General features: G+C 44.4%; 16 protein-coding genes. 13 read left to right on the top strand and 3 right to left on the bottom strand.

All coding sequences use genetic code 11. The annotated features are described in order from the left end of the window. Nucleotides 1-4 precede the first annotated feature (4 nt). The gene (locus MKX34_RS24625) at nucleotides 5-1939 is read right to left on the bottom strand and encodes a S8 family peptidase (RefSeq protein ID WP_076297519.1); all 1935 of its coding nucleotides are present in this window, start codon (nucleotides 1937-1939) and stop codon (nucleotides 5-7) included. 316 nt (nucleotides 1940-2255) lie between these two features. Here MKX34_RS24625 and MKX34_RS24620 point away from each other — a divergent pair, with 316 nt between their 5' ends. From MKX34_RS24620 to thiI, 6 genes are all read left to right on the top strand, one after another. Next, entirely contained in the window at nucleotides 2256-2753 is a 498-nt protein-coding gene (locus MKX34_RS24620; protein ID WP_036683764.1) for a YpuI family protein, read from the top strand. A 165-nt stretch (nucleotides 2754-2918) separates the two neighbouring features. Beyond that, nucleotides 2919-3140 (top strand): DUF1540 domain-containing protein, encoded by a 222-nt coding sequence (locus MKX34_RS24615; protein ID WP_036683762.1) that lies wholly within the window; start codon nucleotides 2919-2921, stop codon nucleotides 3138-3140. Between the two features lie 12 nt (nucleotides 3141-3152). Continuing rightward, the gene (locus MKX34_RS24610) at nucleotides 3153-3563 is read left to right on the top strand and encodes a hypothetical protein (protein WP_038572882.1); all 411 of its coding nucleotides are present in this window, start codon (nucleotides 3153-3155) and stop codon (nucleotides 3561-3563) included. A 187-nt stretch (nucleotides 3564-3750) separates the two neighbouring features. Further along, nucleotides 3751-4455 carry a lytic transglycosylase domain-containing protein gene (locus tag MKX34_RS24605; RefSeq protein WP_038572880.1) on the top strand — a complete coding sequence of 235 codons (705 nt, stop codon included), beginning with the start codon at nucleotides 3751-3753 and terminating at the stop codon, nucleotides 4453-4455. An 82-nt stretch (nucleotides 4456-4537) separates the two neighbouring features. Beyond that, complete coding sequence (locus MKX34_RS24600) at nucleotides 4538-5689, top strand: cysteine desulfurase family protein (RefSeq protein WP_076103777.1); 1152 nt, start codon at nucleotides 4538-4540, stop codon at nucleotides 5687-5689. A gap of 9 nt (nucleotides 5690-5698) precedes the next feature. Beyond that, nucleotides 5699-6979: a tRNA uracil 4-sulfurtransferase ThiI gene (thiI, locus tag MKX34_RS24595; protein WP_235219500.1), complete on the top strand. Its 1281-nt coding sequence runs from the start codon at nucleotides 5699-5701 to the stop codon at nucleotides 6977-6979. A 67-nt stretch (nucleotides 6980-7046) separates the two neighbouring features. Here thiI and MKX34_RS24590 read toward each other — a convergent pair whose 3' ends face one another. After that, the gene (locus tag MKX34_RS24590; protein ID WP_076098540.1) at nucleotides 7047-7739 is read right to left on the bottom strand and encodes a TerC family protein; all 693 of its coding nucleotides are present in this window, start codon (nucleotides 7737-7739) and stop codon (nucleotides 7047-7049) included. Between the two features lie 172 nt (nucleotides 7740-7911). Between MKX34_RS24590 and MKX34_RS24585 the strand changes: the two genes are divergently transcribed. From MKX34_RS24585 to MKX34_RS24560, 6 genes are all read left to right on the top strand, one after another. After that, nucleotides 7912-8571 carry a TerC family protein gene (locus MKX34_RS24585; protein ID WP_036683728.1) on the top strand — a complete coding sequence of 220 codons (660 nt, stop codon included), beginning with the start codon at nucleotides 7912-7914 and terminating at the stop codon, nucleotides 8569-8571. A 220-nt stretch (nucleotides 8572-8791) separates the two neighbouring features. After that, nucleotides 8792-9301 (top strand): hypothetical protein, encoded by a 510-nt coding sequence (locus MKX34_RS24580; RefSeq protein ID WP_076103779.1) that lies wholly within the window; start codon nucleotides 8792-8794, stop codon nucleotides 9299-9301. Nucleotides 9302-9506: 205 nt separating this feature from the next. After that, the gene (typA, locus tag MKX34_RS24575) at nucleotides 9507-11348 is read left to right on the top strand and encodes a translational GTPase TypA (protein WP_036683723.1); all 1842 of its coding nucleotides are present in this window, start codon (nucleotides 9507-9509) and stop codon (nucleotides 11346-11348) included. 129 nt (nucleotides 11349-11477) lie between these two features. Beyond that, entirely contained in the window at nucleotides 11478-11774 is a 297-nt protein-coding gene (locus MKX34_RS24570; protein ID WP_036683721.1) for a YlaH-like family protein, read from the top strand. An 82-nt stretch (nucleotides 11775-11856) separates the two neighbouring features. Beyond that, nucleotides 11857-12957 (top strand): LCP family protein, encoded by a 1101-nt coding sequence (locus MKX34_RS24565; RefSeq protein WP_036683718.1) that lies wholly within the window; start codon nucleotides 11857-11859, stop codon nucleotides 12955-12957. Nucleotides 12958-13058: 101 nt separating this feature from the next. Next, entirely contained in the window at nucleotides 13059-13511 is a 453-nt protein-coding gene (locus MKX34_RS24560) for a pyridoxamine 5'-phosphate oxidase family protein (protein ID WP_036683715.1), read from the top strand. 56 nt (nucleotides 13512-13567) lie between these two features. Here the strand turns inward: MKX34_RS24560 and MKX34_RS24555 are convergent, their stop codons facing one another. Then, nucleotides 13568-14143 (bottom strand): YhcN/YlaJ family sporulation lipoprotein, encoded by a 576-nt coding sequence (locus MKX34_RS24555; protein WP_036683713.1) that lies wholly within the window; start codon nucleotides 14141-14143, stop codon nucleotides 13568-13570. A 107-nt stretch (nucleotides 14144-14250) separates the two neighbouring features. On the opposite strand from MKX34_RS24555, the gene MKX34_RS24550 reads away from it, so the two are divergent. After that, entirely contained in the window at nucleotides 14251-15582 is a 1332-nt protein-coding gene (locus MKX34_RS24550) for a PhoH family protein (RefSeq protein ID WP_076103780.1), read from the top strand. The last annotated feature ends 14 nt before the right edge of the window (nucleotides 15583-15596 follow it).

The raw sequence follows: 15596 nt of genomic DNA, 5'->3' as shown, positions 1-15596 counted from the left end.
ACGGTTAAGGGGTGTTATTTGTTCTTTGTTTTAATTGATTCATTTGCTGGCGTACATGTTGAGGGAAAAGCTGCAATGGGACTTGATTGCCGCTTGCCGCTTGTAGCGTTTTATAAATATCGACCTGACCCCAGCCAAAATATTTATCATGGCCGGAAGTTCCCAGATCCACAGCGTTTTTGGTCATAAGGTCCATAACTTCCTTATTCGTCAGATTAGGATTTAGTGAACGTACCAGACCCGCCAGCGCAGCGACATGGGGACTGGCCATTGACGTGCCGGATAAAGCGGCATATTGACTGTCCGGATAGGTGCTTGCGATGCTTTCTCCGGGTGCAGCGACATCAATATAATCGCCGTAGTTGGAGAAGGAGGCTTTTTCCCCTGAAGCATTTGTAGCAGCCACTGCAATCACTTCGGGATAAGCTGCAGGGTATCCAGGCCGCTCTGTATTATCATTGCCTGCTGCAGACACAAGCACGATGTCCCGGTCATAGGCGTATTTAATCGCATCATGAAGGAACTGAGAGTCGGCATAATTCCCTAAACTTAAGTTAATAACCTTTGCACCATTGTCAGCTGCCCATATGATACCTTCTGCTACGGAATAAGTCGTTCCGGCACCTGAGTTATCTAGCGCTTTTACAGGGAGGATCTTATTGTACCAGCTGATGCCAGCTACACCTTCCCCGTTGTTAACAAGTGCGCCAATGATTCCAGATACATGTGTACCGTGACCTACATCATCCTCGGGTGTGAAACCATTGGTAATGGCATTATAACCAGTTAAAAGCTTACCTTGTAAATCAGGATGATTAATCTGTACTCCCGTATCCACCACGGCCACAACCACTTCTTTGCTGCCTTTGGAAAGATTCCACCCTAGCTCGGTTTCAATCGCCGGGAGGTTCCATTGGTAAGTGGAGAATAACATGTCGTTAGGAGTGACAGTTCCTTCAGCGTTTTTAGTGATGGTATCATTGGTTAAATACATATAGTGAGGTTCCGTATACTCGGGATGCCATTTGTTGGTGAAATAGGATTTCAGCTGATAATAGGTCATCTTCTCAGAGCGAAAGATATAGGCATATCCCAGCTTGCGTGGCTGCTTACAGTGGATATCGGCGGTTATCGTCTGGAGCTGTCCCTGAGTCGGAGCATTTCCCTGAAAACGGACTACAATTTCATTCTCATAAAAATGGCTGGCATTTTCGTTATCATGGCCGGTCTTTACCGTAATGTCCTTTAAGTTATCGGTATGGACTGATTCCACATGGTATTTGCCTTCCTTAGGATATGGAATGAGACGCAGGTTCTTCAGCTGATGGTCTGCCACACGCCCAAGCACCTTTTGGTTGATAAGAGCAATAATCCCTACATTTTTTTCTTTGTTCCGCTGAGCGATAAAGTAATATTTTTCTTTACCGATTGTAAACGTTGGAGATTCATAGGATTGATGACCGTGGATTGCTGATTTTGCCGTATTGAGATATTTTTGAAGCTGCTTGTTCTCCTGTTCGGTTCCTTTTGGAAAAGATGACTTAAAGGTCTCAGTCTTTTGTGTGCGAAAATCGATCCACATCAGCATGGAGATAAACCCGTGGTCTTGCTGCAATCGTTTCGCATACACTGATTTATCATGAATCGAAGACATCCCGTCTGTTTCAGACAGGAGTTTAGTTAAATGTCTACTGACATCGACTCTATTCAGATGATCTGTCGCCTCCACATCCTGGCCTAAGGAGGTTTTCTTTAATGTTTTTTCCTGAGAGGGATTTGGAGGTGAATGCAAAGCTGAAGTTGGAACCGGATTCTGAACAGCGACTTTAGCGGCATCTCTGGTCGTCCCATTAGTGGCAGGCCGCAGGGCAAAGGTAAGTAACCCAACTGTAAAAGCTGCTGTAACCAAACCTGCAACTGTTAGATTTTTTCGTGACATGATTTCCGCTCCTCTATGCAATGTAATGTCTATAGGTTTAGAAGAGAGCGTATCTTTTATGCATCTTAGAAAAGGATACCTTCCTAACGTTTTTTATGATAATATCAGAGAGAATAAGTATCTCGAATTGTCTTCTTGATTTTGTAAGAGATACCTCATTAGATGTTGTTCTTAATAATTGTTCAGAAGGTTAGACTTCTCTGTGTTCACATCCTGATATTGCAAGAATAAAGAGATACGTCCTTAGGGCGGTTTCTTTCAGAGGATTAACTTTATTGACTACAAGAGCAGGGAATAATAAGGAGGAGCAACCGCTATGTCAGCAGCCAATGTGCAGAAATTATGTGAATCGACGAGAGATAAACTTAAAGTGGTAATCGACAAAATGGAAGTATTTCTAAATGAGCATGCATTGCCTCAGCTTGTAGTTGAGGGAGATGAGGAAACTGTACAATTTTACCAAGGTTTTCTGTCCGATCTTCGTCATCTATTAGTGTTCTCAGAAATGTCATATGAGAAATTAGGCGTTGCGCTGCGTCGTGCGACATTCGATGAATCTTTTGCACAGAAAGCGCTTTATAATGTATATCACTATGGCGTGAACAACTTCTTTTATCCGAAAAATGAAAGCTATTCTGAAGATGGCCGTTACGCGTATACTGGTCAGGATGCAATCCGTTTCCGCAAAAAGCCAGTACGTCCCGCACGTGATATCATCCTAGAAATCACCAAAACGTATGAAGATCTTCGCGATGATCTCATTTATTATGAGAACGACTATTTGACCGAGAAACGTATGCAAAATCAGGTTTAACTTCTAAATAGTGATCTAAAGGGATCAGCACTTTGTCATTTTGTAATGACGATGAGCTGGTCCTTTTTTGCGTGGATTGAAAGCCTGTCTCGATACATCAACTGGAAACCACTCTGTCGAATAGCGGGTAAATGGAGCGGACATAATGAAGCCGAGGTGATAATTATGTCGAGTGAAAAACCATTAGTAAAATGTAGCGTGAGCAATTGTCATTATTGGGGCGAGCATAATTTATGCCGGGCTGAAGAAATTGTCATTGAGATCGATAAGCACGTAGGCAATGGTTATAAGGAAGAATATGCTGAAGAAATGACGAATGAAGGTCACCGCGATCATGCCAGTACATCATCTGCAACATGTTGTCTGACGTTTAAGCCGAACGCTTAGGAGGCCGCCAGAATGGACACAGAAAAGGATAATGAATCAAGCTCATCACGGGAACAATCCGGTCCGAGAAAAGTCATTCTTCGTCCGCGGAGAGTGGACTATCCTCGTCGGGACAGAGAGCATCGCGAAGAATACGCTGCTGAGGTAAATCCGGTTCCAATGCAGGTACGGGATGCCCCGCGTATAGTGGAAGAGCGCAAGGACAGTGAAGCGGAATATAGTGGAAGCCGGGTAATGGGGTATGTTGGACTGGGGATGGGAATCGCCTCATTGTTCATCTGGTCCTTTATTCTCGGACCCATCGCTGCCGTAGTTGGTTATTATTCCTATGTCAAAGAGCAAAAAACGCTTGGGGCATGGGCAATGGGCTTAGGGATTGTTGCGACACTAAGCTACTTCGTGATGATTCCCTTTGCGCGCTAAAAAGAACTGAATGGATTTGATCTAAACAGGCTTTTAGACCTAAATATCAGGGTCTGAAGTCTGTTTTTTCATTCCAACATATAGCAATAATCTCAGATAAAATGTAAGATTAAGCCGTAATTCATCGAAATTTCAACGCGAAACCTTATATATGATTCGAGTAGGACAAAAAAAGGAGTGCGCCAGCATGCAGATCAATCCCGCTGTAACCGACGGGTTAGGGCAGCTTAAATGGATCAACCTTAAGGCTACAACCGAAAAAACTAGCTCCGCGAATGGAAATGAACGGTCAACGGGAGTTTCCGCTTCTGGATTTGCGACAATGCTTCAGGCAATGTCAACGAGTAGTGAAAGTTCAAGCTATTTGACCTCTCTCCCGGATGCAACTTCTGTCAGCAGCTTGTTATGGCAGCAGATAGGTGGGACAACAGAAACCTTCAATAACATAATTTCCGGGGAAATAACGGGTTCCACACCTACAAGCTATGATGATCTCATCCAGAAGGCGAGTGCTAAATATGGCGTGCCGATTGATCTGATCAAAGCAGTGATTGATACTGAATCTTCGTTTAATCCTAATGTGGTCTCTTCGGCAGGGGCTAAAGGTTTAATGCAGCTTATGGATGGCACCGCGAGCGGCTTAGGGGTTACTGATTCGTTCGATCCGGCGCAAAACATTGATGGCGGCGTACGTTATTTATCTTATCAACTGAAACGCTTTGGCGGAGAGGAAAAGATGGCACTTGCAGCGTACAACGCAGGGCCGGGACGGGTAACAGATCTTGGAGTAACCAATGATCAGGAATTATTGGAGAAACTTAGTCTGCTTCCAAAAGAGACACAGTCTTATATCTTCAAAATAGAACGCGCTCGCGCTCAATACGCGGTATAATAAAAAGGATCAAACGGGAAACACCGTTTGATCCTTTTTCGATAATAAGTTCACTCAACGAAGTAAAGGAGACATTTGACATATGCTTTACTGGGATTATGCCGCCGCTACACCGCCCTATGAAGAAGTGGTGCAGACGATGGAACAAATTATGAAGCTGCATTATGCGAACCCTTCCTCTTTGCACCGTGCGGGCAGTGAAGCGGGTAAGCTGATCAGACGGTCGCGTGAAGTATGCGCTGCTGCTTTATCTGTACAACCGCAGGAGATTCTATTTACTTCTGGTGCAACGGAAAGCAATAATTTGGCGATAAAAGGCGCTGCTCTGCAATATCAGTCTAGAGGCCGCCATTTGGTAACTACAGAAATAGAGCATCCCTCTGTATATGAGAGTTTCCTGCAATTGCAGCGAATGGGCTGGGAGGTTACTTTTGTAGCACCCGATAGCACTGGCGTTGTTGATCCTGAGCGCGTAGCTGCTGCTGTCCGGCGCGACACAGTGCTTGTTAGTGTGATGCATGTCAATAACGAGATTGGAACGATACAACCGCTTAAAGAGATGGGTAAGCTGATTAAAGCTGTGAATCCGCGAACCTTATTTCATGTAGATGGTGTTCAGGGATATGGTAAGCTTGCAGTTGATCTAAAGGATTGGCAGGTGGATCTTTATAGCCTGTCTCCTCATAAGCTTCGAGGCCCACGTGGAGTGGGATTACTGTATATCAAAGATGGAATTAAGCTATTCCCATTGCTTACAGGGGGCTCTCATGAAGAAGGACAACGCGCTGGAACTGAAAATGTACCTGCGATTGTCGCATCCTCCAAAGCTATCCGCATGAGTGGTGAGCAGCGCGAAACCTTCGTTGCCCAGTTGGTTCCACTCCGAGATCGATTATTACGCTTCTTGCGCACCGTTCCTGAATTTGTTATAAACAGCAGAGAGGATGGAGCTCCCCATATTGTGCATTTCTCTTACCCTGGCATGAAGGGAGAGGTATTCGCCCGCAAGCTGGAGGAACTGGGGATGGTAGTCTCCACCCGCTCGGCCTGCTCCTCACGACTGGCTGAGCCTAGTCGTGTGTTATTGTCTATGGGTAAAGATGTCTCCAGTGCTTTAGGTGGGATTCGTATTAGCCTTGGCGACAGTCATACAAATGAGGATGTCTCTGCGCTTGAGCAAGCATTAACCACTGCGGTACAAGCTTTAAAGATTGCTGAAGGAGGAATGAAGTAACAAATGAGCATGATGAACAAGGAATCTGCAGAAGGCAGAGCCCATAGTATAGAATACGCTGATATGCTGCTCCTGCGTTTTGGGGAGTTTACTTTAAAGGGCAAAAATCGTACCCGATTTGAAAAAACCGTACTGCGTCATGTGAAGGAATTGATTAAGCCTTATCCAAACGTAGTTCTGAGCAAGGAATTCGGAAGAATTTACGTGGAACTGAACGGGGAATCTGCGATTGAATTGGTACAAGCACTGAAGAATGTCTTTGGCATTGCTTCTGTCAGTCCAGTGAAGGTTTCTAAGTCAGAGCTTGAGGATATTGTAGCGGTAAGCCGTCAATTTTTGGAGATAATCGCGCCTGCTCCGGGCACCAGATTTAAGGTTAATGCTCGGCGGGTATGGAAAGAGTTCCCTTACGGCTCCATTGAGATGAATAAACTGATCGCGACACCACTATTGCAAGGATATCCTGGCCTCACCGTAGACGTTAAATCGCCTGAATTAGAGCTGAGGGTCGAAATTCGTCAGGGACATACTTATATTTTCTGTGAAAATATTGCCGGTGTAGGTGGATTTCCATTAGGCACTAACGGAAAAGCGATGTTATTGCTGTCCGGTGGCATTGATAGTCCCGTAGCAGGCTGGTCATCCATGCGGCGCGGACTTGAAGTGGAGTGCGTGCATTTCTACAGTTATCCTTATACAAGCGAGCTTGCTAGACAAAAGGTTGTGGATCTTGCGCGGGTATTGTCACGTTATGCGGGTGTAATCAAGCTGCATCTGGTACCCTTTACAGAAGTGCAGACTTCCTTTACCGGCATCGGCCAGGATAATCTGATTATTACACTGATGCGGCGGGCAATGCTGAGAATTACTACCCGGCTTGCTGAGCGCGAAGGTGCATTGGCGATTGTAACCGGGGATAGTCTGGGACAAGTCGCTAGCCAGACCTTGCCAAGCATGAACGTGATTGGCCGGGCGACAACCCTCCCCCTTCTGCGTCCGCTGGTAATGATGGACAAAAGTGATATCGTGGACCTGTCGAAGAACATCGGTACCTATGATTTGTCTATCCTTCCTTATGAGGATTGTTGTACTTTATTTGTTCCAAAATCACCTACAACAAATCCGAATTTACGGATTGTGGATAAGATAGAGGCTACGCTTCCGGGATATTCTGAACTTCTGGAAGCAGCGATTGAAGCCACAGAGACCGTGTTAATCACTCCCTATGGAGATGAGAAGCCTAGTGATGTTGTAAGTGTTGAGGCTGGATTACAGGAAGAATGGTTCTAAAATAATAAACCAAAAAACTGCCTTGGAGCGTAGTGAAATCTACGTTCTGAGGCAGTTTTTTTGTGGTTTAGACGATTGTGCCCTCCTGAGGCTCTTCTGGTTTTGATTGGCGTTTCCAATGTCCCGCTGCCAAGATACCTATAATGATCACGATTATAAACAGATATTTGAGCAGCGGATGATGATCAAAAAATGGCGCAAGCTGATGTTCATCCGTCATCATACTTGAAGCAGTAAAACCTAAGACAGCAGAACCAATATAAATGATCCATGGATATTTGTTGATTAATTTAATAAAAAGGGTACTTCCCCACACAACGATGGGGACACTGATCAGCAGTCCTATGATAACCAGTGAGATATTATGCTTGGCAGCTCCGGCAATGGCGATCACATTATCAAGGCCCATGGCAGCATCAGCTAAAATGATTGTACCTACAGCGGACCACAAGCTTTGACCTGCCTTGATATCTGTTGAAGTGTTCTCACTGGTTAACAGCTTATAGGCAATCAGAATGAGTAAAATCCCTCCGGCAAGCAGTAACCAGGGGATTTTCAACAGCCATACGACCAGAATCGTTGCGAAGATCCGCAACACTACAGCGCCTGCTGTTCCAAATACGATAGCCTTTTTTTGCGTGTCGGACGGTAAATTACGCGCTGCAAGTCCGATCACAATGGCATTATCTCCCGCCAGAATAAGATCTAGAAAAATAATGTTGAGCAGCGATAATATAAACTCCCAGATGGATGTATTCAAAGCGAAGTCACTCCCAAGTTTTGTTAGATTGAGCTGCAAAATATGCTTAGTTTTGTATACGCAAAAAAAGGAGCCAACATGCGTTCACGCTCAAAAAAAGTTGGACAGGAAGCATAGCTTGTCATTTCCGAACATACAAGTAGTTACATGTGACTCGGGGAGGTAAGTGCGAATGGATTCATTATTGCTCCTTGGTGAAATATTGATGATCAATCTGGTGCTGAGCGGAGATAATGCAATGGTTATCGCAATGGCCAGCAAGGATCTTTCGGCGAAGCACCGAAAGACTGCGGTATGGTGGGGCTCAGCAGGCGCAGTTGTTCTGCGGTGTTTGCTTACTTTTGTTGCGGTATTGCTATTAAAAATCCCTTATATTCAGGCTGGAGGGGGGATGCTGCTGCTATGGATAGCGTTCAAGCTGCTGTTGGAGGAAGAGGAGGATCTCAGAGTAAGGGAATCATCCTCAGTCTGGAAAGCAATCCGAACGATTCTTGTAGCAGACTTCATTATGAGTCTGGATAATGTACTAGCCATTGCAGGAGTAGCTAAAGGAGATTTGGCTTTAATTGTCATCGGGATTGCCCTTAGCATTCCGATAGTAGTGTGGGGAAGCGGCATCATTGTAGGCTGGCTGCACCGGTTTCCAGTGCTCGTATTTATCGGTGCTTATATATTGGCGTTTACAGCAGGGGATATGTTGCTTCAGGATGCAAAATTAGGGACGATGCTCTCCTTTTTATTCCCCTCCTTACATTCCTTTTTGCCCATTGCCTTAGGCATATTAGTTGTGGTTACGGGAGCAATTAAACGCAGAAAAACATCTGCAGGTTAATAAACTGCAATAAAAGGCAATACTAAACGGACATCTCCATAAATTGGAATTGTCCGTTTTTTTTGCGCGATCAGAAGTGCTTATAGACACTGATTAATCACAGGGAGTGATGGCATTTTGTGTATGTTTCGGATAATATATGAGTAAGAATCCTGTCGCTTTCAGGCTATAAGGTGATGAGGAAATGAGGTAGACGTGAAATTGAAGGGATGGGTGAAGGATGTCTTCAAAGAAAGATATACAGCTAGGAATTTTTATTGTTGCTGCTGGCATCGTGATTTTATTAGGTAAGCTGGGCGTCTTCGGATTTTTGGGCCGCGCGCTTTGGCCTCTAGTGATTTTAATTCCAGGAATAGTGCTGCACATGTTATTTTTCAGCCGTCGTGCTTCGGCCTCGGTATTGGTTCCTGCTGGGATATTAACGGTGTACGGTTTGTTGTTTGGCCTTTGCAATATTTGGGGATGGGGGCTTATGAGTAACTTATGGCCTGTGCTGTTGCTTGGTCTTGCCGTGGGCTTGTATGAATATTCTATCTATGAACCAAGACGGACGGGTGGACTGTCAGCAATTGCTGTAACATTAGGCTTACTAAGCCTTGTACTTTGTATTTTCAGCCTTATGGGCACCGGCGCGATCTACCTGATCGGGATTGTATTAATAGCTGCAGGAATTTGGCTGATTACCGGTCGAGGCAGAGCACGTGGCCGGAATAGATGGTACCGAAGTTAATTGCTGTAGGATCTTGTGAAAAAAAACGGAAATTGGTAACTGTTTTTTCATAAAAAGACTTGCTTTTCATGGTACTTTCACTATAATATTAATGTTATGTTGAAGCGTCGGCTTTCTGCCTGGCGCTTCTTTTGTGAGACTGCCGTGACATGCTATGAATTTTAACAGTTTTAATTTGATAAATGAGAGGATTTGGATACAAATCATGCATTCAAGAAAAGATATTCGCAACATTGCGATCATTGCCCACGTTGACCATGGCAAAACAACACTCGTCGATCAGCTCCTTCAACAATCGGGGATCTTCAGCGCCCATGAGCACTTGCAAGAACGTGCTATGGACTCTAATGATATCGAGCGGGAACGTGGAATTACAATCCTAGCTAAAAATACAGCAATTACTTATAAAGAGTTTTTGATCAACATTGTGGATACACCTGGACATGCTGACTTCGGTGGCGAAGTAGAACGGATCATGAAAATGGTTGACGGTGTATTGCTGGTTGTTGATGCTTATGAAGGCTGCATGCCGCAAACGAAATTCGTTCTGCGTAAAGCATTGGAACAAAAACTTACACCGATCGTTGTCGTGAACAAGATTGACCGTCCAGCTGCTCGTCCTAAGGAAGTTATTGATGAAGTGCTCGATTTGTTCATCGAACTTGAAGCAAATGACGAACAATTGGAATTCCCGGTTGTTTATGCATCTGCTCTTAATGGTACATCAAGCATGGATCCTGAGAAACAAGATGAAACGATGCTTTCGCTCTACGAAACCATCGTTGAACATATTCCAGCTCCAACCGAAAGTGTTGAAGAACCGCTTCAATTCCTCGTAACGTTGATGGATTATAACGAATACTTGGGTCGTATTGCGATTGGACGTGTTAACCGCGGTGTGATCAAACAAGGTCAATCTGTAACAGTTATTATGCGTGATGGTAAGAGCAAAACTGCACGTATCGAGAAATTGTTCGGCTTCCAAGGTTTGAAACGTATTGAAACAGAGCAAGCGGGCGCAGGGGATATCGTTGCTATTGCAGGGATCAAGGACATCAACATTGGTGAGACCATTGCTGATCCTGCAAACCCTGAAGCACTTCCGGTTCTGAAGATTGACGAGCCAACCATGCAAATGACATTCCTAGTGAATAACAGTCCTTTTGCTGGTAAAGAAGGTAAATGGGTAACTTCCCGTAAACTACGTGAGCGTCTCTTTAAAGAACTTGAAACAGATGTGAGCTTGCGTGTGGAAGAAACTGATAGTCCTGATGCATTTATCGTTTCTGGACGCGGTGAGCTTCACCTTGGTATTCTGATCGAGAATATGCGTCGTGAAGGTTATGAAATGCAAGTTTCTAAACCACAAGTAATCATTAAAGAAATCGACGGTGTCAAAATGGAGCCGCTTGAGCGTCTAATGATTGATATTCCAGAAGAAAGCATGGGCTCTGTTATGGAGAGTCTGGGTACTCGTAAAGCCGAAATGGTCAATATGATTAACAACGGTACGGGTCAAGTACGTCTGGAGTTCCTGATTCCTGCACGTGGTTTGATTGGTTACAACACTTACTTCTTGACTTTGACACGCGGTTACGGCGTTATGAACCATGCTTTTGACAGCTACGCTCCACTGGTTGCTGGTCAAGTTGGCGGACGTCATCAAGGTGTGCTTGTAGCAAGTGAGACTGGATCAACAACACAATACGGAATCGTGGGTGTTGAGGATCGTGGTATTCTCTTCTTGGATGCAGGTACAGAAATTTATGAAGGTATGATCGTAGGCGAGCATACCCGTGATAACGATATTATCGTTAACATCTGTAAAGAAAAAGCACTTACCAACATGCGTACCTCAGGTAAAGATGATACTGTAAAAATGAAGACACCACGCACTTTCTCTTTGGAAGGCGCACTTGAATATTTGAACGATGATGAATATTGTGAAATTACACCTAAATCCATTCGTTTGCGTAAAAAGATTCTGAACAAAGGCGAACGCGAACGTGTAGAGAAACAACGTAAAACAGCACAAGCCAACGCGTAAACACATGCTTTTGAATAAGACCGCCGGATTATTGCATCCGGCGGCTTTTTTTAATATAAGAAACAAAAAATTCCCCTACTGATGATATAATGTAAACGTATCTTAAATTTGGGAGGAGTGCGGTTATCTATGCAGGTGTGGTTCGCTGAGCATCCAATCGTCGCTTATATTGTTATCTTTATATTGCTTACTTTTGTTTATAATCAAGTCTTTCGTGTGAATCAAAAGTTATCGATTGGCAAGGAAATCATGCTCTACATAATGATGGCGATTGGCTCTGGCATGCTCCTCATTTTCCAACATGATAAGCTTCCGATTATCCAATGTCTGTTGGTTGCTGTCGGATTAATGCTGATGGTACGGATACGTTATATAGTAGAAGCTCGACAGAAGAGAAAGGCCGCAGCAGCAGCGAAGAGATCGTAATCGCAACTTTTGTACCTTAAGGATCGTCTAATTAATGTAGCAATTCTAATTCTAAATGAAATGAAAAGGACTTTATTCTATTATGAGTACAAGAAACAGCGGTTTACCTCCAAGAGCAAACGGGCAACAACCTACTAATAGAAAACAGCCTGTGAAGGGTGTTTCTAAGAAAAAAACGAAAAAGAAAGTGAAAAAGAGAGGTTTTTTTGGCAGATTAGTTAGAGTATTGTTAACTTTGCTAATTATTGCGATCCTCGGCGTGCTGGGTTATGGCGGTTATCTGTATTGGAAGCTTGAGCATGGCGTATTTAATGCAGGGGTTGAGGGTACGGTTGCTCCAGGGCAATCCGCTTCAGAAAAGCCACTGACGATGCTTATACTGGGAACGGATAACAGACCTAAACACGAGTCTTATTTGACTGACGTAATCATGGTTGCAGCACTTAATCCTAAGACCAAATCAGCGACCATAGTTTCGCTTCCTCGTGATACCTATGTGGAGCTAAGCGGCTATAAGAAAACGAAGATTAATGAATTTTATGCTCGCTTCAAGGGTAAGGAGAAATCCTCCGGTCTACTGGCTGAAGACGAGATGAAGACGATGATGGGTAAGTATTTGGACATTGATGTAGATTATACAACGATTCTTGATTTTCAGGGCTTCCGGGATGTGGTGGACGAGCTTGGGGGAGTCGAAGTAAATATTAGTGAAAATATGTGTTATACAGACACTGTGGACGGCACGAATATCAATCTGAAAAAGGGTCCGGCAGAGCTGGATGGAAAAAATGCATTGGACTATGTGCGGTATCGTAAATCCAATTGCAAGCCTAAGACTAACGCTTCAGATGATTTTGATCGCAACAAACGCCAGAACGAAGTCCTGAACAGTCTGGTGGATCAGATGCAATCGCTTGGTGGCGTATTGAAAATCGGCAAGGTGCTTGATGCAGTGGACAGTAACATGAAGACAGATATCGAAAATTCGCAAATCAAAGATATGATTGCGACGTATTGGAAGATTTCCAAAGAGAATATCGAATTCAAGCCGGTTACTGGAACGTGGCGAAGTCCATATGTATATATTAATGATGAGGAGTTGGAGGCCGCTAAGAAAAGCTTGCAGGATCGAATTGCAGGAATTTCCACTGGAGCTGATTCGACAACTGCTGAGGCGCCTTGAGGACCTTAATATCTTCCATAGCTAAAATTGAATGCAAGTTTCAGCCTGTGCTATAATATAATAAATCGAATGAATTAACGTCGCATAGGGGGCCAGTACTTATGTCCGAAGCCGTTGCTCAGCTGAATGAAACTTTGCTATCGATGCTGCAATCGGAAACCTTTGTTCTTCTAAACACAGTTGATGCGGAGACAGGCGGTCCAACATCCACAGCTATTTCGTGGCTTTATGCTGTTAGTCCTAGTACTGTGCGTTTGGCTATTGATCATCGTTCAAGACTTGTGAATAATATGAAGGTTAATCCATTAATAACTATAACTGTGTTTGGTGAAGGAACTGTTTATGCCATAAACGGTAGTGCTGCTGTAAGGCAGGACCCGCTAGAGGATGTTCCCTTTAAGATGTGCTGTTTTGATGTTGAAATTAAAGCGGTCCGCAACGCGCTTTTTTACGGCGCGCAGCTTGACTCCGCCCCAAGATATGCGAAAGTTTATGATGGACGTGCCGCTGAGAAGTTGGACGGACAAGTATTTGCTGCCATGAAAAAAGCCTAGTGAAAATATCACTGGGCTTTTTTTGAATTCTAAGGACTTCTTTTGTCCTTTATCCACTACTGTGCATTTCTTTGCGGCTTGGTATCCTCTGGCAGCTGTGGCATGATTCGTCCGATAATATCAGCCAGCTCGGATGAGAATCCGGAAATCGGATGTCCCTTGGAGATATGGCGGCTCATTTCCGCTAATCTGCTGGAGAGATCCATATCCGCTGTGACAAGCGCCCGTACACTTCTTGGGTCTTTGCGGATAGCTTCTGCTACAGAATATTTGATGCTTCCTACACGTGAGCGGCCTAGAGAACCTTCTACATCAAGACCAACAATGGCAACTTTGTTCATGACTACACAGTGTGCGCCATTTACACCGGGAACTCTTTTGGCCAACTGTTCAAAATGATCCTTAAGTGCAATTTCATTTTCTCCATTAACATTGACGGCTTGACCAGCTTTTGAGGTGGCTTTAGGATTAGTCGCACCATCATTGGACAATTGCCGAACCTCATGGTTCCCCGTACCCTTTACAGCATTCGCAGATTGTTTATTCTGAGGAGAGGGTGATGTCTTTTTATTAGCGATACCGCAGCTTGTCAGTAGCAGCAGTACCAGCAACAGACATATTGATTTTCTCATATGTGATTACTCCTTTCAGCCAATGAATCGTTTCTGTACCTTATCTTTTCCCTTGGCGGAAAGAGTTATGTATGATCAATCAAACCAGGCGCTGTGGAGGGGATAATATGAACAAGATATTTGTGCTAGATACCAACGTGCTTTTGCACGACCCCAAATCAATTTTCTCTTTCAAGGAGCATGAGGTGGTTATTCCGGCTGTTGTGCTGGAAGAAATCGACTCCAAGAAGCGCAATGCTGACGAAATCGGTCGGAATGCCCGTACGGTATCCCGATTGCTCGATGGACTCCGGGAACTAGGTCATCTGCATAGCGGTGTGGAACTGGAGCATGGAGGCAAGCTGAAGGTAGAACTTAACCATCGCAGTTTTGTGAAGGTACAGGAAATGTTTGGTGAGGTGTCTAACGACAATCGGATTTTGGCTGTTGCGCTCAATTATTTGAATGAAGAGAATGAGAAGCCTGATCCGCGTCCCGTTGTGCTTGTGAGCAAGGATGTACTGGTTCGTATTAAAGCGGATGTACTTGGAATTACGCCAGAGGATTATTTGTCAGATCGTACTGGAGACTTAAATGAACTATACACTGGTTACCAATCTCTGCAGGTGCATCCCGCATTGATTGATGAATATTATAGTCACCGCTCTCTGACGGTAAAACAGCTCGCGTTGTCGTATCCGTTGTACCCTCATGAATTTGTGATTCTCAAGGATGAGATTGGCACTGGCAAATCAGCTCTTCTAAAAGTGAATAGTGATGCCACACGTCTGGAGCCACTCTATCTGGGCAATGATTCGGTTTGGGGGATCAGCGCCCGTAATGCTCAACAACGAATGGCACTGGAGCTGCTGCTAAATGATGAAATCCCGCTCGTAACGATCACGGGTAAGGCTGGGACAGGGAAGACGTTATTGGCGCTTGCAGCCGGACTATTCAAAGTGGAGGATGAACATAAATACAAAAAATTGCTTATCGCCCGTCCGGTTGTTCCTATGGGTAAGGACATTGGTTACTTGCCCGGTGAGAAGGATGAGAAGCTTAGACCCTGGATGCAGCCTATTTATGATAATCTGGAATTCCTGTTCGATACCAAAAAAGCTGGCGATATCGATAAAATCTTAATGGGGTTAGGCAGTATACAGGTAGAAGCCTTAACCTATATTCGCGGCCGTTCAATCCCATCACAGTTCATTATTATTGATGAGGCGCAGAACCTTTCCCGTCATGAGGTGAAGACCATTGTCTCCAGAGCGGGAGAAGGAAGTAAAGTCATTCTAATGGGCGATCCGGAGCAAATCGATCATCCATATCTGGATGCTGCGAGCAACGGACTGAGCTATATCGTCGAGAAGTTTAAGCAGCAAGGGATTAGCGGACATATTACTTTGGAAAAAGGTGAACGTTCCCGCTTGGCGCAATTGGCCGCGGATCTACTCTAGCCGTTCATGAATCC

Source organism: Paenibacillus sp. FSL R5-0636 (assembly GCF_037974255.1).
GTDB classification, from domain to species: domain Bacteria; phylum Bacillota; class Bacilli; order Paenibacillales; family Paenibacillaceae; genus Paenibacillus_AQ; species Paenibacillus_AQ odorifer.
Note: the sequence above shows the minus strand (reverse complement) of the source record. Positions and strands in the feature narration are given on the sequence as shown.

Excerpts from the sequence above, each read along its gene's own strand:
- MKX34_RS24625 (WP_076297519.1), bottom strand. The coding sequence starts at position 1,939 with ATGTCACGAAAAAATCTAACAGTTGCAGGTTTGGTTACAGCAGCTTTT.
- MKX34_RS24620 (WP_036683764.1), top strand. The coding sequence starts at position 2,256 with ATGTCAGCAGCCAATGTGCAGAAATTATGTGAATCGACGAGAGATAAA.
- MKX34_RS24615 (WP_036683762.1), top strand. The coding sequence starts at position 2,919 with ATGTCGAGTGAAAAACCATTAGTAAAATGTAGCGTGAGCAATTGTCAT.
- MKX34_RS24610 (WP_038572882.1), top strand. The coding sequence starts at position 3,153 with ATGGACACAGAAAAGGATAATGAATCAAGCTCATCACGGGAACAATCC.
- MKX34_RS24605 (WP_038572880.1), top strand. The coding sequence starts at position 3,751 with ATGCAGATCAATCCCGCTGTAACCGACGGGTTAGGGCAGCTTAAATGG.
- MKX34_RS24600 (WP_076103777.1), top strand. The coding sequence starts at position 4,538 with ATGCTTTACTGGGATTATGCCGCCGCTACACCGCCCTATGAAGAAGTG.
- thiI (WP_235219500.1), top strand. The coding sequence starts at position 5,699 with ATGATGAACAAGGAATCTGCAGAAGGCAGAGCCCATAGTATAGAATAC.
- MKX34_RS24585 (WP_036683728.1), top strand. The coding sequence starts at position 7,912 with ATGGATTCATTATTGCTCCTTGGTGAAATATTGATGATCAATCTGGTG.
- MKX34_RS24580 (WP_076103779.1), top strand. The coding sequence starts at position 8,792 with ATGTCTTCAAAGAAAGATATACAGCTAGGAATTTTTATTGTTGCTGCT.
- typA (WP_036683723.1), top strand. The coding sequence starts at position 9,507 with ATGCATTCAAGAAAAGATATTCGCAACATTGCGATCATTGCCCACGTT.
- MKX34_RS24570 (WP_036683721.1), top strand. The coding sequence starts at position 11,478 with ATGCAGGTGTGGTTCGCTGAGCATCCAATCGTCGCTTATATTGTTATC.
- MKX34_RS24565 (WP_036683718.1), top strand. The coding sequence starts at position 11,857 with ATGAGTACAAGAAACAGCGGTTTACCTCCAAGAGCAAACGGGCAACAA.
- MKX34_RS24560 (WP_036683715.1), top strand. The coding sequence starts at position 13,059 with ATGTCCGAAGCCGTTGCTCAGCTGAATGAAACTTTGCTATCGATGCTG.
- MKX34_RS24555 (WP_036683713.1), bottom strand. The coding sequence starts at position 14,143 with ATGAGAAAATCAATATGTCTGTTGCTGGTACTGCTGCTACTGACAAGC.
- MKX34_RS24550 (WP_076103780.1), top strand. The coding sequence starts at position 14,251 with ATGAACAAGATATTTGTGCTAGATACCAACGTGCTTTTGCACGACCCC.